Consider the following 20,144-nt stretch of genomic DNA (forward strand, 5'->3'; position numbering starts at 1 on the left):
AAAGGCTTCACCGAGCAGGAAGCGACCCTCGCCTTCGCGGTGGGGCCGGCGCCAGATCGGTGGTCAGCGAAGAGCCGACCAAACCATCGCGGACTTGGGTGAAGACCCATTTTTTGGGGCGCGCGGCGCCACGGCGGTAGAATCCCGCTCCCCCATGAGGAGCACGCGATGCCTTCCCGCCTCCCGCCCCTGGTCGCCGCCCTGCTGCTGACCCTCGCCGCCGCGCCCGCCGCGGCCCAGCGCGCGCCGGCCGCCCCCGCCGCCTGCGCCGACTTCTATGGCCACGCCAATGCCGCCTGGCTGGCGCAGAACCCGCTGCCGGCCAACGCCGAACGCCTGAGCCGGTGGGACCAGCTGGCCGCGCTCGGCCAGTCGCAGCGCGACCAGGTGCTGGCCTCCACCACGGCCCCGGCCGGTGCCACCGTCTCGCTGCACCTGGCTGAACTGCTGGCCAGCGCCGAAGACGAAGCCGCCATCGAGGCCGCCGGCCTGAAGACCATCGAGCCCCTGCTTCGCACCATCAACGGCATCCGCCGCTCCCGCGACGTGATGCCCGCCATCGTCGCCCTGCACGCCGCCGGCATGCCGGTGGTGGTGGACGTGAAGGTGCTGCGCGACGCCCAGGGCAATCCCTACGCCCAGCTGGGCCCGGGCGGCTTCGGCCTGCCCGACGCCGGCTTCTATACCTCGGCCGAGCCGGAAGTGCAGGCCCTGGCGCCCCGCTACCAGGCCGCCGTGGCGGCCTGGCTCCACGGCAGCGGCAGCAAGGCCGACAAGGCCGCCGCCGAGGCCGCCCAGGTCTGGCAGATGGAGTCGGCGCTGGCCCGCGCCACCGTCGCCGGCACGCCGTTCCAGGTGATGGCGATGAAGGACGCCGAAAAGGTCGCCGGCAGCCTCGACCTGACCGCGCTGCTCGCCGCGCACGGCCTCAAGGCGAGCCAGGTGGCCCTGACCGGCCCGGCCTTCTTCCGCGCCGTCGACCAGCTGCTGGCGAAGTCCAAGCCCGAGCAGTGGAAGACCTACCTGCGCGCGCAGGTGCTGCGCGAGGCCGCGCCCACCCTGGGCCAGGCCTTCCACGGCCCCTGGGCCCAGCTCTACGAAGTCACGCTGGCCGGCCAGGCCGCGCCGACGCCGCGCGCCGAGCGCGCCCGCCGGATGCTGCTCGAGCGCCTGCCCGAGTTCCTGGACGCCGCCTACACCGAGCGTTTCCTGCCGGTGCCGCGCCAGCGCCGCGCCCAGGCCATCGCCGAAGAGGTCCGCGCCAGCGCGCTGCGTTCGCTCGACCGCGCCACCTGGCTCAGCGCCGACGGCAAGGCCAGGGCGCGTGCGCAGCTCGAGGCCATGCACGTGCAGGTGGGCCTGGACGTGCCCTCGAACGTGTTCGACGACCTGGTGTTCAAGCGCGGCGACCTCCCGGGCAACGCCATGGCGCTGCGCCGCTGGCTGATGAAGTACGCGCTGGTGCGCGCCCGCTTCGCCTGGCCGGCCGAGCAGTGGCAGCCGCTGGTGGCCTGGATGCCGAAGGAAAACCGCCTGGTCGTCACTTCCGCCACCCTGCAGCCGCCGGTGATCGGCGACGGCAACGACGCGGCCGACTACGGCGGCTTCGGCGCCCTGCTCGGCCAGCAACTGGCGCTGTCGCTGCAGGCCTGGGACGGTGCCGACGCCACCGCCTGGCGCCAGCGCGCCACGCCGCTCATCGCCCAGTACAACGCCTACTCCGCCACCGGCGGCGCCACCCGCGTGAACGGCACCCGCAGCTTCGCCCAGAACCAGGCCGACCTCGCCGGCCTCGAGTTCGCCTGGGACGCGCTGAACGCGCAGGGCGCGCCGGACGCCAAGGCCGCGCAGGCCTTCTTCACCGGCTGGGCCGGGATGTGGGCGCGCCAGGACAAGGCCACCGCGCTCGCCGCGGCCCAGGCCACGGCCAACCACGCGCCGGCGAAGTGGCGCGTCAACGGCCCGCTGGCGAATTTCCCCGCCTTCGGCCAGGCCTTCGCCTGCAAGGGCCGCGTGGCGATGCAAAAACCGGCCAAGGAGCAGGTTTCCCTGTGGCGCTGACGTGAATCCTTTTTTCCCCGGACAGCGCTGGTTTTCCAGCGCCGAACCCGAGCTCGGGCTCGGCACCGTGCTGCGCCTGGCCGGACGCCAGGTGCAGATCGTCTTCACCGGCTCGGGCGTGGTGCGCATGTACGCGCTGGGCTCGGCGCCGCTGCTGCGGGCGGTGTTCCGCCCGGGCGAGCGCATCCGCGTGGGCGGCCAGGACAAGCTGGTCGAGCGCGCCGAGCTGCGCGAGCAGCTGATCCACTACATCTGCGGCAACGACTGCCACGCCGAGGGCGAGCTCGACGCCGAGCAGCCGGTGTCGCAGGCCGATTCGCGCCTGCTTTCGGGCCGGGTGGACCGCAACGACCAGTTCGAATTCCGCCGCGAATGCCTGCAGCGCCGCGCCGAGGCGCGCGCGCACCCGGGCTGGGGCGTGCTGGGCGCGCGCATCGACCTGGTGCCGCACCAGCTGCGCGTGGCCGAGGCCGCCGCCGCGCGCCGCCCGCCGCGCCTGCTGCTGGCCGACGAAGTGGGCCTGGGCAAGACCATCGAGGCCTGCCTCATCGCCGCCCAGCAGCTGGCCAGCGGCCGCGCCCGCCGCGTGCTGGTGCTGGTGCCGGAAAGCCTGGTGAACCAGTGGTTCGTCGAGCTGCTGCGCCGCTTCAACCTGGCCTTCTCGATCTACGACGAGGAGCGCTGCGAATCGCTGGAGATGACCGAGCCCAAGGCCAACCCCTTCGAGGACGAGCAGTGCGTGATCGCTTCGGTGGACTGGCTGGCCAGCCATGAAAAGCGCGCGCGCCAGGTGCTGGCCGCCGGCTGGGACCTGCTGCTGGTGGACGAGGCGCACCACCTGGTGTGGACGCCGGAGTTCGCCAGCCCGGGGTATGCGCTGGTGGAAGCGCTGTCGGCGCGCACGCCGGGCCTGCTGCTGCTCACCGCCACGCCGGAGCAGCTGGGCCTGGGCGGCCACTTCGCCCGCCTGCGCCTGCTCGACCCGGCGCGCTACACCGACCTCGAGGCCTTCCGCGCCGAATCGCGCGGCTACGTGGCGCTGTCGGCGCTGGCCGAGCGCCTGCTGGAACGCGAGGCGCTCACCGCCGATGACGTGCAGTCGCTGGCGAAACTCTTCCCCGGCGAGGACGACCACCTCGCCCGCCGCCTAGGCCGCATCGCCGAAGGCGACGACGGCGAACGCGACGCCCTGCTGGCGGACCTTGTGGACCGCCACGGCACCGGCCGCGTGATGGTGCGCAACCGCCGCGCCGCCGTGGGCGGCTTCCCCACCCGCATCCCGCACGTGGAAACGCTCGAGGCGCCGGAAGACCCCACCCTGCTCGGCCGCCTGCGCGCCGAGTTCGCGCACGACGTGGGCGACACCGACGACGAGCCCGAACACGACTACGCCAGGGACCCGCGCCTGGACTGGCTGCTGCGCGTGCTCGACGAGGTGGCGCCCGGCAAGGTGCTGCTGCTGTGCCGCTCGCGCGCCAAGGTGCAGGCGCTCGAGGAAGCCCTGCGCCTGCGCAGCGGCATCGCCGTGGCGCGTTTCCACGAAGACATGAACCTGCTGCAGCGCGACCGCAACGCCGCCTACTTCGCCGACCCGGAAGGCGCGCGCCTGCTGGTGGCCAGCGAGATCGGCGCCGAGGGCCGCAACTTCCAGTTCGCCCAGCACCTGGTGCTGTGGGACCTGCCGCTACACCCGGACATGCTCGAACAGCGCATCGGCCGCCTGGACCGCATCGGCCAGCGCGGCGACGTGCACCTGCACGCCGCCGCCGTGGCCGGCAGCGCCCAGGAAGTGCTCCAGCGCTGGCTGCACGAGGGCCTCGACGCCTTCCGCGGCGTGCTGGCCGACGGCCGCGAGCTGCTGCGCGCCTTCGGCGCCGAGCTGCTGCAGCTGGCCACGCAGGACGCCGACGCGCGCGAGCCGGCGCTGGGCGAACTGATCGCCCGCAGTCGCGACAAGCACGCCGAACTGGCCCGCATCATCGCCGAGGGCCGCGACCGCCTGCTCGAGCTCGGCAGCCGCGGCCACGGCGACCACGACGGCCTGCGCCGCGCGCTGGCCGAGGACGACGCCCACGCGGCCATGGACGACTTTCCGCTGCGCCTGCTGGAAAGCTTCGGCGTGCACAACGAGCCGCTGTCGGCCAACACCTGGCTGCTCGACCCGGAACACCTCACCGTGGACGGCTTCGAGGAACTGCGCCAGGGTCCGCGCGCCTGCACCACCGACCGCGCCACGGCGCTGTCGCGCGACGACCTGCTCTACCTGCGCCCCGACCACCCGCTGGTGCTGTCGGCGCTCGACCTGCTGGTGTCGGGCGAAAGCGGCAACGCCGCCTTCCTGGTGGACGACAGCCTGCCGCCGCGCACCGTGGTGATGGAGGCCGTGAACGTGCTCGAGTGCGTGGCCGAACGCGGCCTGGACATCGAACGCTGGCTGCCGCCGGCGCCGCTGTCGGTGGCGGTGGACACGCGCCTGCAGCTGCGGCCGGACTTCGCCCCGGGCGAACGCGCGCGCCTGCGCGCCGGCGACCGCGTGTTCGACCTGGGCCCGCAGCGCAAGGTGCTGGCGGCGCTGGTGCCGCCCATGCTCGAGCGCGCGCGCGACGCGGCCAACGACGCCGCGCGGGCGCGCATCGACGAGGCCATCGCGAAAGCGGACGCCTGGCTGGGCGCGGAAATCACCCGCCAGCGCGCGCTGGCGCGGGTGAACCCGGCGGTGCGCCCGGCGGAAATCGCCGCGCTGGAAGCCGAACGCGAAGCCGTGCTCGCCGCCCTGCCCACCGCGCGCCCGCGCCTGGACAGCCTGCGGCTCGTGGCCAGCACCGACTTCCTGCAGCTGCGCCGCTAGCGCACCAGGCGCGGCCCGCGCGGCTTGAACGGCGGCTGGCCGCGCCAGTAGCGGATCATCAGCCAGCCGAACAGCATGCCGCCCAGGTGCGCGAAGTGGGCGATGCCCGAGTTGCTGCCGAACACGCCCATCAGCAGTTCGATGGCGCCGAACACGATGACGAAGGTGCGCGCCTTCATCGGGATGGGCGGGATCAGCAGCATCACGCGCTGGTTCGGGAACAGCATGCCGTAGGCCAGCAGCAGGCCGAACACGCCGCCCGAGGCGCCGATGGTCGGGTAGATGCCCTGGCCGGTGACGCCGCTGGTGGCCACCAGCAGCTGGATCAGGCCGGCGCCGGCCACGCACACCAGGAAATAGGTGAGGAAGCGCTGGCGGCCCCAGGTCATCTCCAGCGGCGCGCCGAACATGTACAGCGCCAGGCCGTTGAAGAACAGGTGGCCGAAGCCGCCGTGCAGGAAGGCGTAGCTGAGCACCTGCCAGGGCAGGAAGCCGACGGTGATGATGTCGCCCTCGGCCGACACGCCGGCGGTGTACTGGCCCAGCGGCCACAGCGCGAAGAAGCGCACCATCGCGTCGCCGCCGAACTGCTGCAGCAGGAAACCGATGCCGAGGGCCCAGAGCAGGGCGGTGGTGGTCGGGGGAAGGCGCATGCGGGGCGAGGCTCCGTGGGGTTGCCGGGCATCATACCCGGCCGCGCCGGAAGGCTTCGTGCAGGCGCTTCAGCGCGGCGGCGGCGCCCAGAGCATCTCGTCGAGCGTGGCCGCGGCGCGCTGGCCGCGCACCCGCCCGCCCTCCACCACCACGCCCTCGGCGCGCAGGCGCTGCACCTGTTCGTCGAAGCCTTCCGAGCCGGGCGGGAAGGCCACCCGCCCGTCCGAGCGCAGCACGCGGTGCCAGGGCAGCCCGGGTTCGTCGCCGGCCGACAGGATGCGCGCCACCAGCCGCGCCCGCCCGGGCAGGCCGGCGCGGCGGGCGATTTCCCCGTAGCCCGCCACCTGCCCGCGCGGCACCGCGCGCACTGCCGCCAGGATCAGGCGGCGCTGCGTTTCGGCCGGGGTTTTGGTGGGTTTTCCGGGCATGGGGGTTTAGGATAACGCTCCCCCCGCAAGAACCGTCCAGCCATGCAGAATTTCGAACAGATCCGCGGCCACCTCCAGGGCAAGTACAAGCTCACCGCCAGCGAGCCCTACCTGGCCTGCGTGCAACTGTCGCTGGACAAGGGCAAGCGCCACCAGAGCATCTTCCTGTCGGAAATGGTGGGCGAGGACGAGCGGCCCTACCTGCGCGTGAGCACCGTGATCGCACCCATGACCGGCATCGACGCCCGCCGCATGCTCGCCTTCAACTGGCAGAGCCGCGTGGGCTACCTGGCCCTGGGCGAACTGGACTCGGTACCCTACCTGCAGCTGTGCGAGAACCGCCCCTACGACACCCTCAACGCGGCCGAGATCGACCGCCTGGTGCTCGAGATCGGCGGCCTGGGCGACCAGATGGAGCGCATGCTCTCCGCCGGCGGCGACCTGCTCTGACCCCTATTTCCTAGCCCGCCAGCGTGCGGCGACGTCACGCTCCTGCATGAGGTCGCGCGCGCCGGAATGCCTTGGCAGGCTCCACAGCCTTGCCTCGCCAAACGCGGCCACCTGGCGTGCACCGAGCCGTGCCAGCGCCGCCAGCAAGGCCGGATCCGCGCCTTCGCGCAGGCTGGCATGGGTGAACCCCTGCTCCAGGAGCAGGTGCCTCCAGGCCTCCGGCGAACCTGCAGCGGTCGCTGCCGCTTGCTCCAGCGCGGGGTCGTAACGCGACGGGGAAAAAGCCCGGCCGCCGAATTCCGCCACCGCCGGCAGCGGCGACACCACCAGCAGCCGCACGTCGGCCTGCCCGCGCAGCACCGGCCCCCAGGCGCGCTCCGGCGCATATTCGAGCCACAGGGCCTGCCATGCCGCCTCGCGTGGCTGGAACATCCTCAGCGGCGCGCCCGTGCGCCAGATCCATGACCCATTCGCGAAGAACACCAGGTTCGCGCCCCAGGCCACGGCCAGCAGCGCCGTGCCTGCGCGGACGCCCCCCAGGCTCCGGCTGGTGGCCACCAGCGCGGGCAGGCCGAGCAGCATCGCCGGCAGCACGTAACGCGCGTACTGGACGAAGAACAGCGGCAGCAGGCCGGCGACCAGCGACACCCACGCCAACGGCCGCGCCGGCCCGGGGCGCAGCAGGGCAAGCAGCCACGGCCCCGCCAGCACGACCAGCAGGAAACCCGCGCTGCCGGCATGGCCCTCGTCGTAGCGGGACGACTCGAAGGCCATGCGCCAGGGGATGTCCCAGGACAGGCCCGCGAGCCAGCGCGGGTCGATCATCCGGCCGGCGGCGTAGTCGTTCGGGAACCAGTCGTTGAACAGGGGCAGGAGCGGATTGCCGGCAATCGCCACGGCATAGGCGTAACTCGAGCCGCCCGCCAGCAGGGCCAGCAGCGCGCCGCCCGGAAGCGCACGCCAGGGCAGGCGCGACCGCGACTGCCATAGCCACCAGAGCCCCAGCGGAAAGAGCATCAGCACGAGGCTGGCCTTGGTGGCCACCAGGCCGCCCGCGAGCACGGCCAGGGCCGGCAGGTCGCGCGACGCGACCGGCTTGCCGCCGGCGGCCTCGGCGGCACGGGTGGCGAGCAGCGCGACCGCCACCAGGCCGAGCGCCGCTGCCGGCAGCTCCACCTGCATGCCGCCCACCAGCCAGGCCATCATCGGGACCGAAGCGGCCAGCGCCACGGTGGCGAAGGCGGCCACGCGGTCGCCGCCAATCGCCCGCGTGGCCTGGAAGCCACCGGCGGCCAGCAGCAGGACCCAGGCCATGTTGAGCGCGCCACGGCCTTCGGCGCCGGCCATCACCTGCACGATCGCGTGCAGCACGTCCGGGGACCAGGGCGCGAGCGCCCACGACTGGGAGCGAAGGTCGAGGCGGTAGTAGCCCAGCTGTTCAAGCTGCGCCGGCAGGGCGAGATGGTAGGCCAGGTCGTCGTAGGCCAGCGTGGGCAGCCATGCGGCGGTGCTCAGCAGGCCAATGCCGGCCACCGCCCACGCCGCCGCCCGGGGGGCGGCGTCGACGGCCTCGCGCCAGCCGGCGTGCATCTGCTGCAACGACGCCAGGACCGGCCGCCAGCGCCAGGCCAGCAAGGCCAGCAGCGCGGGCCAGTAGGTCGCCGCATGGTGGATCGGCAGTGGCAACAACCAGCCCGCCACGCCGGCGAGAAGGGCCAGGCCGAGCGCCAGTTGCAGCGGCGCCGGGCGCGCCGGGGCGATCCTGCCGCCCAGCGCAATCGCCGCGAGGCACAGCACCAGCGTCGCCATCGCCGGGGCGATGCCGGTGAATGCAGGCAGCAGGACTGCCCACAGCAAGGCGAGGACGTTGGCCAGGCGCCAGCGCAGCGGCTTGGCGGCGAGCGCGGACAGCAGGACCGGCAGCAGCAGGAGCACCAGCGTCTGGCGCAGCGGCCGACCCCGGAGATCGTCGAGCGCGGGCGTCAGCAGCAGGCCCAGCGCGAAAAGCACCGGGCCGACCGGCAGCAGGAAGCGTTGCAGGTTGAAAGGCATCCACGCGAAAACGTGCATGCCCCCGGACTCAGGACAGGCTTCAGGCCCAGCCGAGGACCTCGAGTCCCTTGAACATCAGCCAGGCCAGGCCGCCCGAGGCCGGGATGGTGAGGATCCAGGCCCAGACGATGCGCTGGATCACCGTCCACTTCAGCGCGCGCGGGTTCTTGGCCACGCCCACGCCCATGATGGCGGTGGAGATGCTGTGGGTGGTGGACACCGGCATGCCGAAGTGCGCGGCCAGGGTGAGGATGGTGGCCGAGCTGGTTTCCGCCGCGAAGCCGTGGATGGGGTGCAGCTTCACCATCTTGTGGCCCAGGGTCTTGATGATGCGCCAGCCGCCGGCGGCCGTGCCCGCGGCCATGACCAGGGCGCAGGTGACCACGATCCAGGTCTCGATGCCCTCGCTGTCGCCGGGGTGCATGAAGGCCAGCCAGGACGGCAGGTTGTCGAGCGTGCCGGCCGACTCGGCGCCGATCAGCGCCAGGGCGATGATGCCCATGGTCTTCTGCGCGTCGTTGGTGCCGTGGGCGAAGCCCATGTAGCCGGCCGAGAAGATCTGCGCCTTGCCGAACAGCGCGTTCACCCACCGCGGGCGCGAGATGCGGGCGATCCAGCCGCCGGCGCCGTTCATGGCGCTGATCACGGCCATCAGCGTGCCCATCATCACCAGGCCCAGCACGAAGCCCGCCACCGGCGAGCTGATCATGGGCACGATGACCTTCCAGAAGATGCCCTGGCTCTTGGTCCAGTCCTCGGCCACGCGCGACCAGATCAGCACGTCGAGGTTGTTGCCGGCCGCGGCCAGCGCGGCGCCGATCAGGCCGCCGATCAGGGCGTGGCTGGACGACGACGGCAGGCCGAACCACCAGGTGATCAGGTTCCAGACGATGCCGCCGGACAGCGCGCAGATGATCAGCTGCGAGGTCACGTCCACCACCTCGGCGTCGATCAGGCCCGAGGAGATGGTCTTGGCGACCGCGGTGCCGGCCAGGGCGCCGATCAGGTTCATCGACGCCGCCAGGGCCACGGCCTGGGTCGGGTTGAGCACCTTGGTGGCCACCACGGTGGCGATGGAATTGGCGGTGTCGTGGAACCCGTTGATGTACTCGAAGACGAGTGCCACCAGCACGACCACCAGCACCAGCAGGAGGGCGGTGGACATGGATCAGGCGTTCTTGAGGACGATGCCGTAGATCACGTTGCCGGCGTCGCGGCAGCGGTCGATCGCCTTTTCCAGGATCTCGTAGAGGTCCTTGAGGATCAGGTAGCGCATCGGGTCGGTTTCGTTGAGGTAGGTGTCGCGGTAGAGCTCGAGGATCAGGCGGTCGGCCTCGGCCTCGATGGCCTGCAGCTTGTCGTTGAGCTGCTTGGTGGTTTCCAGGGCCATGCCCTTGCGCAGCAGGCCCACCATTTCCTCGAGCACCGTGCAGGCGCGCTCGAGCATGGCGGCGCGCGGGATGAAGTCGACGTCGGCCACGCGCTCGGAGGCCATGCCGTAGCGCTCGGCGAACTTCTCGACCACCTTGGGGATCTTGTACAGGGCGTTCGACAGCGCCTCGATGTCCTCGCGCTCGAGCGCGGTGACGAAGGTGTTCACCAGCTCCTGGCTGATCTCGGCGGCCAGGTCCTTCTCGCGCTGGCGGGCCAGCTTGAACTTCTCCAGGCTGCGCTGGGCCGGCGGGGTGGCCAGCAGCTCGCCCAGGGCGCGGGCGCTCTCACGGGCGGCGGAGGCGCTGGACTCGAGCAGGCCGTAGAACTTGTCGCCCTTGCCGAAGATGGTCTGGAGGGAAAACATCGGGAGATCCTCTGGCTGGCCGGGCTGCCCGGCCTTCAATGGGCGCCTATGTTACACCGGCGTGACAGCCGGCACCCCGGGGGGAAGGGGGCGGTATGGCATAGTTGCGGGCGTCCCCCACCCCCGTTTCCGGAGCTCCACGCCGGCCCCGTCCGGTAGCCCATGACCCTCGAACTCGCCCTCGTCCTGTTCCTCATCCTCTGCAATGGCTTCTTCGCGCTGTCGGAGATGTCCGTGGTGACCTCCCGCAAGGCCCGCCTGAAGCAGCAGGCCGCCGGGAGCCGCCGCGCCAAGGCCGCCCTGGAGCTGGCCGAGCACCCGGAGCGCTTCCTGTCCACGGTGCAGGTGGGCATCACCTCGATCGGCATCCTCACCGGCGTGTTCGGCGGCGAGAGCATCGGCAACCAGGTGGCCGAGGCCATCGCGCCGCTGGGCCTGGACCCGGAGCTCACCCAGGGCATCGGCACCGGCGTCGCGGTCACCCTGATCACCTACTTCTCCATCATCATCGGCGAGCTGGTGCCCAAGCGCATCGCCCTGCTGGCGCCGGAAAAGATCGCCGCGGCCGTGGCCCTGCCGATGAAGTGGATCTCGCTGGTGGCCACGCCCTTCGTCTGGCTGCTGTCGCTGAGCACCCGCACGCTGATGCGCGTGATGCGGCTGGACCGCGGCCAGGCCGACCAGGTGACGGAAGAGGAAATCCGCATGCTGGTGGCCGAGAGCCACGAGCAGGGCGTGATCGACGCCGACGAGCGCAACATGATCAACCGCGTCCTGCGCCTGGGCGACCGCAGCAGCGCCGGGCTGATGACGCCGCGCACGCGCATCGTCTGGCTCGACGCCGCCGCCTCGGTCGAGGAAAACCTGGCCGTGATGCGCGAGACGCCCTACGCCCGCTACCCGGTCTACCGCGGTTCCGACGCCGAGGTGCTGGGCATCCTGGAAGTGAAGTCGCTCACCGGCCTGATCGGCCGCGACGGCGCCCGCGCCGACCTGTTCCGCGACCTGCGCCCGGCCCTGTTCGTGTCCGAGTCCACCCAGGCCATGAAGCTGCTGGAGATTTTCCGCGAGGAGCAGCAGACCCTGGCCCTGGTGGTGGACGAATACGGCGACGTGCAGGGCATGGTCTCGGCCAACGACCTGCTGCACGCCGTGCTGGGCCGGGTGCAGACCACCGAGACGCCGGAGGCCGAGGCCCTGGTGGTCACCCGCACCGACGGCTCCTACCTGGTGGACGGCCGCCTTTCCACCGAGGAACTGCGCGAGCTGCTCTCGCTCACCAGCCTGCCCGACGAGGAAGACAGCGACTACCACACCGCCGCCGGCATGGTGATCGCCCGCTTCGGCCGCATCCCGCACGCGGGCGAGCACTTCGACTGGGGCGGCTGGCGCATCGAGGTGGTCGACCTCGACGGCGCGCGCATCGACAAGCTGCTGGTGGCGCGCCTGCCCGAGCCCGAGCGCGAAGATGGGATTTAGACCGGATAAAGCCGCCGCGCCCCATAGTCCCGGGCCATGACCCCCGCTGAAATCAGCACCCGCGCCCTGCTCGACGCGCTCGCCGAGGGCAACGGCGACGCGGGCCCGCTCACGCTCGGCGGCGTGCTCGACCAGTTCCGCGCCCGCGCCTTCGGCATCTTCCTGCTGCTGGGCGTGCTGCCGGCCTTCGTGCCGCTGCCGGTGGGCGCCGGCGCGGTCAGCGGCCCGCTGGTGATGCTGGCCGGGCTGCAGATGCTGGTGCTGATGGCGCATCCCTGGGTGCCGGGTTTCCTGTCGCGCCGGCCGCTCTCGCGCGAGAGCATGGCGAAGTTCCGCGACCGCACCTCGGGCCTGCTGCGCCGGCTCGAGAAGCTCAGCCGGCCGCGCGCCGAGGGTGTCATCGACCACCCGGCGTCGCGCCTGTTCACGGGCCTGCTGCTGGTGCTGCTGGGCGGGCTGCTGGCCCTGCCCATCCCGGCCACCAACTACCCCTTCGGCCTGATCCTGCTGGCCTTCGCCATCGCCCTGATCGAGCGCGACGGCCGGCTGATGCTGGTCGCCTGGGCGCTGGGCATCGCCGAGATCGTGGTGATGGGGGTGTTCTCCGGCCAGGTGGCCGGGTGGATCGCCGGCCTACTGGCCTGAGGCGTCGCGGAAGGCCCGGCGCATGTCGTTGGCCGGCATGGGCCGGCCCAGCCAGAAGCCCTGCCCCTGGTCGCAGCCGCGTTCGCGCAGCACCGCGTACTGGCCTTCGGTCTCGATGCCCTCGGCCACCACGGTGATGCCCAGCGAATGCGCCATGGCGATGATGGCCGAGGTGAGCGCCAGGTCGTCCGGGTCACGCAGCACGTCGGCGACGAAGCTGCGGTCGATCTTCACGCCGTCCACCGGCACGCGGCGCAGGTGGCTCAGGCCCGAGAAGCCGGTGCCGAAGTCGTCCAGCCACACCTTCACGCCGGTGGCGCGCAGGCGCGAGAGCAGCGCGCTGGCCTGGGCCTCGTCGCCCAGCACGGCGGTTTCGGTGAGCTCGAGGTGCAGCTGCTGCGGCGCCACGCCGGTGGCCTGCAGCGCGCTGGCCACCACGTCGGGCAGGTCGCCGGTGCGCAGCTGGCGCGGCGAGATGTTCACCGACACGAACGGTGGCTCCTGGCCGGGCAGCTGCCAGGTGGCGGCGTCGCGGCAGGCCTGCACCAGCACGTGCCGGCCGAGCGCCTCGATCAGGCCGCTCTGCTCGGCCACTTCGATGAACACCGACGGCGGCACCACGCCCAGGCGCGGGTGCTCCCAGCGGCACAGCGCCTCGGCGCCCATCGGGCGGCCGTCGGCGAGGCGGTAGATGGGCTGGTAGTGCAGGCTCAGCTCGCCGCGCTCCCAGGCGCCGCGCAGTTCTTCCTCGAGCTGCACGCGGCGCTCGACGGCCTGGTCCATGGCCTTGGAATAAAAGCGGTAGCAGCCCTTGCCCGCCACCTTCGCCTGGTACATGGCGATGTCGGCGTTCTTGAGCAGCTGGCCGGCGCTGGCCGCGTCGAAGGGGAACAGGGTGATGCCCACCGAGGCGCCCAGGAACACCTGGCGCCCGTGCAGGATCAGCGGCCGCTGGATTTCCTCGATCAGCGCCTCGGCCAGGCGGCCGGAACTGGCGCGGATGTCGTCAGCCAGGAACAGCACGATGAACTCGTCGCCGCCGAAGCGGGCGATCTCGGCGCCCTGCCCGCCCAGGCGCTCCACCGCCAGGCGGATGCGCACCGAGAGCTGGCCCAGCACCTCGTCGCCGGCCTCGTGGCCGAGGGTGTCGTTGACGCGCTTGAAGTCGTCGAGGTCGACGAACAGCAGCGCCAGCTCGCCGCTGCTGGCCTGCAGGGTAAGCAGGCGGTCGTCGAGCGCCTCGCGGAAGGCCAGCCGGTTGGACAGGCCGGTGAGCGAGTCGGTGTAGGCCATGCGTCGGATGTCGCGGTCGTGCCGCGCCACCGCCTCGCTCATGCGGGTGAAGCCGCGCACCAGCTCGCCGATCTCGTCCTGGCGCTCGGAGTGCAGGGTCACTTCGGTGTAGCGGCCCTGCTCGATGCGGCCGGCGGCCTCGGCCAGCTCCGTGATCGGCTGCACGATGCGCCGCTGCAGCAGCCACAGGGCGATGCCGGCGATGCCGAACATGGCCGCCAGCAGGGTGAGGATCCAGGCCAGGTGTTCGCTGCTGGCGGCCTGCAGGCGCGCCTGCAGCGGGCCCAGCACTTCCACCTCGCGGCGGGTGGCGTTCTCGCGCGACAGGCCCACGCGCACGCCGCCGATGCGCTCGCCGCCGATGCGGATGGGGCTGGCCACGTCGAGCAGCTTCTCGCTCCACTGGCCATGCGGGCCCTCGGCCTGCAGCGCCTCGTAGGCCATCGGGTCGGACATGGGCTGGCCGAAGGCCGGGATGTCGCCGGAGCCGTCGTGCAGCACCTGGCCCTGGGCGTCGTGGATGATCACGTACACCACGTCGGGCTGGCGCAGGGTGGCGCGGGCCAGTTCGCCCAGCTTGGCCAGGTCGAGGTAATAAAGCGGGTTGGTGGCGGCGTCGGCCAGCTGGCTCGACAGGGTGTGGCCACGGCTGAGCAGGCCTTCGCGGGCCAGTTCGCGCACGGCGCCGGCGCTGAGCTGGCGGGCGTCCTCGTTGCTGCGGCGGGTGTGCAGCCACAGGGCCGAGAACAGGCCCACCACGACCAGCATCACGCCGGCCACCAGCCAGAGCAGTTCGCCGCGCAGGCCCAGGCGGAAGGGCAGCCTCATTCCAGGGCCTCGCGCACGTCGCGGGCGCCGCGGCGCAGCTGTTCAAGCGAGGCCTGGGTCTGCGGGTCGGCCTCGTAGAAGCCGGTGGTGCGGAAGAACTGGCGCAGGGCCTCGCGGGCCTGCGGGTCCTGGCTGGCGCCCAGCAGCACCTCCTTCAGGCGCGCGGCTATTTCCGGCGGCATGCCGGCGCTGACCAGCTCCATCGCGCGCGGCACCGGGCCGGTGGTGTGGATGACCACCAGGTCGCGCCGCGCCGCCTCGGAAACGCGCTGCAGCGACTCCCAGTCCTGGTCGCTGAAGCCGCCGGCGTCCACCAGGCGCTTGTGCACCCAGGCGCCGAGGTTGGCGTCGGTGTTGGCGAAGACGTAGCCCACGCTGTCCGGGTCGGCCTCGTCGAGCGGCGACACCATCAGGCTCATGGGCAGGCCCTGCTCGCGCAGCACCATGGCCGGCACCAGGTAGGCGCTGGTGGAGGACGGCGACTGGAAGGCGATGGTGCGGCCGCGCAGCTGGGGCAGTTCGGTGATGCCGCTGTCGCGGTGGGTGAAGATGACGCTGCGGTACTCGCGCGAGCCACTGCGCTCGGTCAGCAGCAGCGGGCGGGCGCCGGCCTTGTCGGCCAGCAGCAGGCCGGTGCCGGGGGTCTCGGTGACCCAGTCGACCTTGCCGCGGCGCAGGTAGCTCATCATCTGCTGCGGGTCGCGCGCCATCAGCACGCGGCCCTCGGTGATGCCCACGTCCTTCATGCGCGGCACCACGTAGTCGATCAGCGGCTTGAGCTGCTCGTAGTGGCGGCGCGGGTCGTCGCTGATGCGGCCGAGCACGAGCACGCCGTCCGCGGCCCGGGCCAGGCCGGCCAGCCCCAGCAGGAGCAGGAACGCCAGACGCACGAGGCCGCCGGAGAGGGCACTGGGGGACGGGGGCGTCACGGAGGGGGCGGTCCAGGGCGTGTGAAGAATGCCGGCCTACTGTATTCGGCCGGAGGGGGGTGGCGCTAGGCTCCCGGGCCGCGCGCCAGCCGGGCCATGCGCTGGGCCTCGGACAGGATGCCGCGCAGTATCTTCACCTCGCGGGTGTCCATGGCCGCCCGCAGGAACAGGCGGCGCAGCCGGGCCATCACCATTTCGGGCGCCCTGCCCTTGTGGAAGTCGATCTCGTCCAGGGTCTGGCCCAGGTGGCCGAAGAAGCGCTCGAGTTCGTCGGCGGTGGCCGGGGGCTCGGCGTCCGCCCCCGGGCCGGGCACCGGGCGGCCGCTGGGCAACTCGCCGCCGGCGGCCTCGAGCACGGCCAGGCGCAGCTCGTAGGCCAGCACCTGCACGGCCGCGGCGATGTTGAGCGAACTGAAGCCGGGGTGGGTCGGGATGCATACCGAGGCGTGGCAGCGCTGCAGTTCCTCGTTCTCGAGGCCCGTGCGCTCGCGGCCGAACAGCAGGGCCACGGGGCCCTCGGCGGCGGCGGCGACCAGCTGGCGGGCCGCCTCGCGCGGGCTCAGTTCCGGCAGCGGCACCGTGCGGCGGCGGGCGCTGGTGCCCACGACCAGGCGGCAGCCGGCCAGGGCGGCGTCGAGGTCGGGCTGCACCGGGGCGGCGGCCAGCAGGTCGTCGGCGCCGGCGGCCAGGGCCACGGCCTCCGGGTCGGGGAAACGCTCGGGCGCGACCAGGTGCAGGGCCGACAGCCCCATGGTCTTCATGGCCCGCGCGGCGGAGCCGATATTGCCCGGATGCTGGGTGCCCACCAGCACGATGCGGATATTTTCGTTTTCCAACCTGTTATCCTTGCGCGGCGCCGGCAACGACCGGCCCCTTGTTCTTCACACAATCCAGCGGTCAATCGGACGGGAATATGCAGAAACCTGTCGTCAACGTCATGGTCAAGGCGGCCCGTTCGGCCGGCAACCTGATCTTGCGCCACATGGGCAAGCTCGACGCCCTCAACGTCTTCGAGAAATCGAAGCAGGACTACGCCAGCGAGGTCGATTCCCAGGCCGAGGCGGAGATCATACGCGAGCTGCGCCGGGCCTTCCCCGACTACGCCATCCTGGGCGAAGAGTCGGGCGCCATGGGCAAGGGCCGCTACACCTTCGTGATCGACCCGCTGGACGGCACCTCGAACTACCTCCGGGGCTGGCCGCACTTCTGCGTGTCCATCGCCCTGGTCGAGAACGGCGAACCCGTGCACGGCGTCATCTTCGACCCGCTGCGCAACGAGCTGTTCACGGCGTCCAAGGGCGCCGGCGCCCTGCTCAACGACAAGAAGATCCGCATCGGCGAGCGCAAGGACCTGGGCGGCGCCCTGCTCATCACCGGCTTCCCGCCGCGCGAGCGCGCCCGCCTGGCCCCGCACCTCGACGCCCTGCGCGCCACCCTGGCCGAGGCCGAGGACATCCGCCGCACCGGTTCGGCCGCGCTGGACCTGGCCTACGTGGCCTGCGGCCGCGCCGACGCCTACTTCGAGGCGGGCGTGAAGCCCTGGGACATCGCCGCCGGCCTGCTGCTGGTGCGCGAGGCCGGTGGCCGCGTCTGCGACTTCCGCGGCGGCGCCGACAAGCTGCTGATGTCCGGCCAGATCATCGCCGGCAACCTCAAGATCAGCGACGTCCTGCAGCGCGCCGTCGTCTCCTCGAACTACGCGGCGGCCTTCTCGGTCTGAGTCGCGGGCCCGCGGCAAAAAGAAAGGCCCGCACAAGTGCGGGCCTTCTTTTTTGTCGGGGCAACCCCTGACGAAGCAGGAGTTACGGCCTCCGGGCAAGTTCGGCTTCGACGTCGGCGCGGGCCTTGGGCATCAGGTCCTGCTTGGTCACGCCCAGCAGCAGCAGCAGCGGGCAGGCCACCAGGATCGAGGAGATGGTGCCGATGACGATGCCGACCATCTGCGACTCGGCCATGCCCTTGAGCGACTGGCCGCCGTAGAGGTACAGCGCCAGCACGGTCAGGAAGGCCACGAACGAGGTGATGATGGTGCGCGAGAGGGTCTGGTTGACCGAGCGGTTGAGCACTTCCTTCGGCTCGAGCTTGGCCAGCAGGCGGAAGTTCTCGCGCACGCGGTCGAACACCACGATGGTGTCGTTGATCGAGAAGCCCATCACCGACAGGATGCCCGCCAGCACGGTCAGGTCGAACTCGTGCTGGTTGAAGGCGAACCAGCCGCAGACCAGCAGCACGTCGCCCAGCGTGGCCACCACGGCCGCCACGGCGAACTTGAACTCGAAGCGGATGGCGATGTAGGCCAGGAAGCCCAGCGCCACGAAGATGGCCGCGTACATGCCGTTGAGCGCCAGCTCGTTGCCGATCTGCGGGCCGACGAAGTCGCTGCGGATCACCCGGCCCGGGTTGTCCGGGGTTTCGGCCACGCGCAGGATGGCGGTGCCGGTCTGCTCGCTCGGCGTGGCCGCCTGCGGGCCCTCGCCCTCTTCCATCTCGGGCGGCTGCAGGCGGATGACGATGTCATTGCCGGAGCCGAAGGTCTGCACGATGGGGCTGTCGTAGCCGGCGGCGTCCAGGCGCTGGCGCACGCCCTCGACGTCCATCGGCTTCTCGAACTTGACTTCCACCACGGTGCCGCCGGTGAAGTCGAGCGCGTAGTTGAAGCCCTTGGTCGCCAGCGCGACGACCGAGGCCAGCATCAGCGCGACCAGAATGGCCAGCGAGACGTGCCGCGCCCGCATGAAATTGATGTTGCTGTTGGACGGGAAGAGTTCCACGCCGTCTCTCCTGGGAAACGTTTAGATCGAGACCTTGGCGAGCTTCTTGCGCTTGCCGTAGATCAGGGTGGCGATGCCGCGGGACACCGAGACCGCGGTGTACATCGAGGTCAGGATGCCGATGATGAGCGTGATGCCGAAGCCGCGGATCGGGCCGGAGCCGAACACCGCCATGGCCACGCCCGCCAGCAGCGCGGTGACGTTGGCGTCGGCGATGGTGCCCGAGGCCTTGTCGTAGCCGTTGGCGATGCTGGCCAGCGGCGTGTTGCCGTTGCGCAGCTCCTCGCGGATGCGTTCGTTGATCAGCACGTTGGCGTCCACCGACATGCCCACCGTGAGCGCGATGCCGGCCAGGCCGGGCAGCGTCAGGGTGGCGCCGATCATGGACATCACCGCGATCACCAGCAGCAGGTTCAGCAGCAGCGCCAGGTTGGTGACGATGCCGAACATCTTGTAGTACACGAGGAAGAAGATCAGCACGAAGCCGAAGGACCAGAACACGGCGGACAGGCCGCGCTCGATGTTCTCGGCGCCCAGGCTCGGGCCGATGATGCGTTCCTCGATGATCACCATCGGCGCCGCCAGCGAACCGGCGCGCAGCAGGCGGGCCAGGTCGGCCGCTTCCTGCTGGCTGTCGAGGCCGGTGGTCTGGAAGTTCTTGCCGAACACGCCCTGCAGCGTGGCGGCGTTGATCACCTCCTCGCTGACGCGCGAGGTGCGAACTTCCTTGCCGTCCACCATGCGCACTTCGGGGATGGTCTCGATGTAGACCGCCGCCATCAGCTGGCCGACGTTCTCGCGGGTATGCGCCAGCATGCGGTTGCCGCCGGCGCTGTTGAGCTCGATCTGCACCGCCGGCGTGCCCGACTGCGGGTCCGGGTTGGAGGTGGCGTTGACCAACTGGTCGCCGGAGACGATCACGCGGCGCGAGAGCAGGATCGGGCGCGGCTTGCCGTCCGGGCCGCGCTCGCGGCTGTAGTACAGGCGGGCGTTGGCCGGCACGACGCCGGTGGCCGCGGCCTGCTGGGCGTTGGCGCCGTAGTCGATGACGTGGCGGTATTCGAGGGTGGCGGTGGCGCCGATCAGCTTGCGGGCCTCGGCGGTGTCCTGCACGCCAGGCAGCTGCACCACGATGCGGCTCTCGCCCTGGCGCTGGATCACCTGCTCGCCCACGCCCAGGCTGTTGATGCGGTTGTCGAGCGTGGTGCGGTTCTGCTCGATGGCGCCGTCCATGATCGCCTTGACCAGGGTCGGGGTGACGCGGGCCAGCAGGCGCTCGGGCTGGGCCGGGTCCCACTCGAGCAGCAGCTCGGGCGCCTCGCGGCCGATCGCCGCGCGCACCGCCGCCATGTCGTCGGCGTTCTTGAGCAGCACCTGGATGCCTTCGTTGGTGCGCGAGACGCTGGTGTAGGCGAACTTGCCCTCGCGCAGCACGCCCGAGATCTCGTCGGCGAAGGCATTGCTGCGCTTCTCGATGGCCGCCTGCTGGTCCACCTCGAGCAGGAAGTGCACGCCGCCCTGCAGGTCCAGGCCCATGGACATGGGCCGGGCGCCGGCGGAGGTGAGCCAGCCCGGCACGGTGGAGGCCAGGTTCAGCGCCACCGTGTACTGGCTGCCGAGCTCGGCGCGCAGCAGGTCGGCGGCGCGGGTCTGCTCGTCGGGGCTGCCGGTGCGGACCACCAGGCGCTCGCCCTCGATGGCGACCGACTTGGCCGCCACCTTGGCTTCGTCCAGCTCGCCCTTGACCCGGAGCACGAGGGCGTCGTCGATGACGGCGCCGCGGTTGGCCGCCACCTGCACCGCCGGGTCCTGCGGGTACAGGTTGGGCAGCGAGTAGAAGGCGGAAACCGCGATCACGATCGCGGCGACGAGGTACTTCCAGGTCGAATACTGAAGCATGGGCGACAA

General features: G+C 71.5%; 16 protein-coding genes. 6 read left to right on the forward strand and 10 right to left on the reverse strand.

Annotated elements, in window-relative coordinates:
• Positions 1 to 168: 168 nt before the first annotated feature.
• Together ACE3Q2_RS08370 and rapA are read left to right on the forward strand one after the other, a co-directional pair.
• A complete protein-coding gene (locus tag ACE3Q2_RS08370; RefSeq protein ID WP_374473716.1) occupies positions 169 to 2,061 on the forward strand; it encodes a M13 family metallopeptidase in 1,893 nt (630 codons plus the stop codon).
• A 1-nt stretch (position 2,062) separates the two neighbouring features.
• Entirely contained in the window at positions 2,063 to 4,909 is a 2,847-nt protein-coding gene (gene rapA / locus ACE3Q2_RS08375) for an RNA polymerase-associated protein RapA (RefSeq protein ID WP_374473717.1), read from the forward strand.
• On the opposite strand, the gene ACE3Q2_RS08380 is transcribed toward rapA, so the two are convergent.
• Both ACE3Q2_RS08380 and ACE3Q2_RS08385 read right to left on the reverse strand, forming a co-directional pair.
• On the reverse strand, positions 4,906 to 5,562 hold the full coding sequence (locus tag ACE3Q2_RS08380; protein WP_231697801.1) for a rhomboid family intramembrane serine protease: 657 nt from the start codon (positions 5,560 to 5,562) through the stop codon (positions 4,906 to 4,908). The genes rapA and ACE3Q2_RS08380 overlap by 4 nt on opposite strands.
• Before the next feature lie 69 nt (positions 5,563 to 5,631).
• On the reverse strand, positions 5,632 to 5,991 hold the full coding sequence (locus tag ACE3Q2_RS08385) for an MGMT family protein (RefSeq protein WP_231697800.1): 360 nt from the start codon (positions 5,989 to 5,991) through the stop codon (positions 5,632 to 5,634).
• 42 nt (positions 5,992 to 6,033) lie between these two features.
• Here ACE3Q2_RS08385 and ACE3Q2_RS08390 point away from each other — a divergent pair, with 42 nt between their 5' ends.
• Positions 6,034 to 6,441, forward strand: coding sequence for a hypothetical protein (locus ACE3Q2_RS08390; RefSeq protein WP_231697799.1), 408 nt, complete (start codon positions 6,034 to 6,036; stop codon positions 6,439 to 6,441).
• 3 nt (positions 6,442 to 6,444) lie between these two features.
• On the opposite strand, the gene ACE3Q2_RS08395 is transcribed toward ACE3Q2_RS08390, so the two are convergent.
• From ACE3Q2_RS08395 to ACE3Q2_RS08405, 3 genes are read right to left on the reverse strand one after another with little or no spacing between them, the layout of a single operon-like run.
• On the reverse strand, positions 6,445 to 8,511 hold the full coding sequence (locus tag ACE3Q2_RS08395) for a hypothetical protein (protein WP_374473718.1): 2,067 nt from the start codon (positions 8,509 to 8,511) through the stop codon (positions 6,445 to 6,447).
• 22 nt (positions 8,512 to 8,533) lie between these two features.
• Complete coding sequence (locus ACE3Q2_RS08400; protein ID WP_231697797.1) at positions 8,534 to 9,658, reverse strand: inorganic phosphate transporter; 1,125 nt, start codon at positions 9,656 to 9,658, stop codon at positions 8,534 to 8,536.
• A gap of 3 nt (positions 9,659 to 9,661) precedes the next feature.
• The gene (locus tag ACE3Q2_RS08405; protein ID WP_231697796.1) at positions 9,662 to 10,291 is read right to left on the reverse strand and encodes a DUF47 family protein; all 630 of its coding nucleotides are present in this window, start codon (positions 10,289 to 10,291) and stop codon (positions 9,662 to 9,664) included.
• 162 nt (positions 10,292 to 10,453) lie between these two features.
• On the opposite strand from ACE3Q2_RS08405, the gene ACE3Q2_RS08410 reads away from it, so the two are divergent.
• Positions 10,454 to 11,770, forward strand: a complete 1,317-nt coding sequence (locus ACE3Q2_RS08410) for a hemolysin family protein (protein ID WP_231697795.1) — start codon at positions 10,454 to 10,456, stop codon at positions 11,768 to 11,770.
• 36 nt (positions 11,771 to 11,806) lie between these two features.
• Positions 11,807 to 12,415 (forward strand): exopolysaccharide biosynthesis protein, encoded by a 609-nt coding sequence (locus tag ACE3Q2_RS08415; RefSeq protein ID WP_231697794.1) that lies wholly within the window; start codon positions 11,807 to 11,809, stop codon positions 12,413 to 12,415.
• Here ACE3Q2_RS08415 and ACE3Q2_RS08420 read toward each other — a convergent pair.
• The 3 genes from ACE3Q2_RS08420 to ACE3Q2_RS08430 form a co-directional block, all read right to left on the reverse strand.
• A complete protein-coding gene (locus tag ACE3Q2_RS08420; RefSeq protein ID WP_231697793.1) occupies positions 12,404 to 14,536 on the reverse strand; it encodes an EAL domain-containing protein in 2,133 nt (710 codons plus the stop codon). The genes ACE3Q2_RS08415 and ACE3Q2_RS08420 overlap by 12 nt on opposite strands.
• Positions 14,533 to 15,426, reverse strand: a complete 894-nt coding sequence (locus ACE3Q2_RS08425) for a phosphate/phosphite/phosphonate ABC transporter substrate-binding protein (protein ID WP_374473719.1) — start codon at positions 15,424 to 15,426, stop codon at positions 14,533 to 14,535. Before ACE3Q2_RS08425 ends, ACE3Q2_RS08420 begins: the two co-directional genes overlap by 4 nt.
• 104 nt (positions 15,427 to 15,530) lie before the next feature.
• Positions 15,531 to 16,301, reverse strand: a complete 771-nt coding sequence (locus ACE3Q2_RS08430; protein WP_231697791.1) for an RNA methyltransferase — start codon at positions 16,299 to 16,301, stop codon at positions 15,531 to 15,533.
• A gap of 77 nt (positions 16,302 to 16,378) precedes the next feature.
• Between ACE3Q2_RS08430 and ACE3Q2_RS08435 the strand changes: the two genes are divergently transcribed.
• A complete protein-coding gene (locus ACE3Q2_RS08435; protein ID WP_231697790.1) occupies positions 16,379 to 17,185 on the forward strand; it encodes an inositol monophosphatase family protein in 807 nt (268 codons plus the stop codon).
• 82 nt (positions 17,186 to 17,267) lie between these two features.
• Here the strand turns inward: ACE3Q2_RS08435 and secF are convergent, their stop codons facing one another.
• Positions 17,268 to 18,200 carry a protein translocase subunit SecF gene (secF, locus tag ACE3Q2_RS08440; RefSeq protein ID WP_374473737.1) on the reverse strand — a complete coding sequence of 311 codons (933 nt, stop codon included), beginning with the start codon at positions 18,198 to 18,200 and terminating at the stop codon, positions 17,268 to 17,270.
• A 57-nt stretch (positions 18,201 to 18,257) separates the two neighbouring features.
• Positions 18,258 to 20,135 (reverse strand): protein translocase subunit SecD, encoded by a 1,878-nt coding sequence (gene secD, locus ACE3Q2_RS08445; RefSeq protein ID WP_231697788.1) that lies wholly within the window; start codon positions 20,133 to 20,135, stop codon positions 18,258 to 18,260.
• Positions 20,136 to 20,144: the final 9 nt, after the last annotated feature.

It is taken from the genome of Arenimonas sp., assembly GCF_041913985.1.
Taxonomy (GTDB): Bacteria; Pseudomonadota; Gammaproteobacteria; order Xanthomonadales; family Xanthomonadaceae; genus Arenimonas.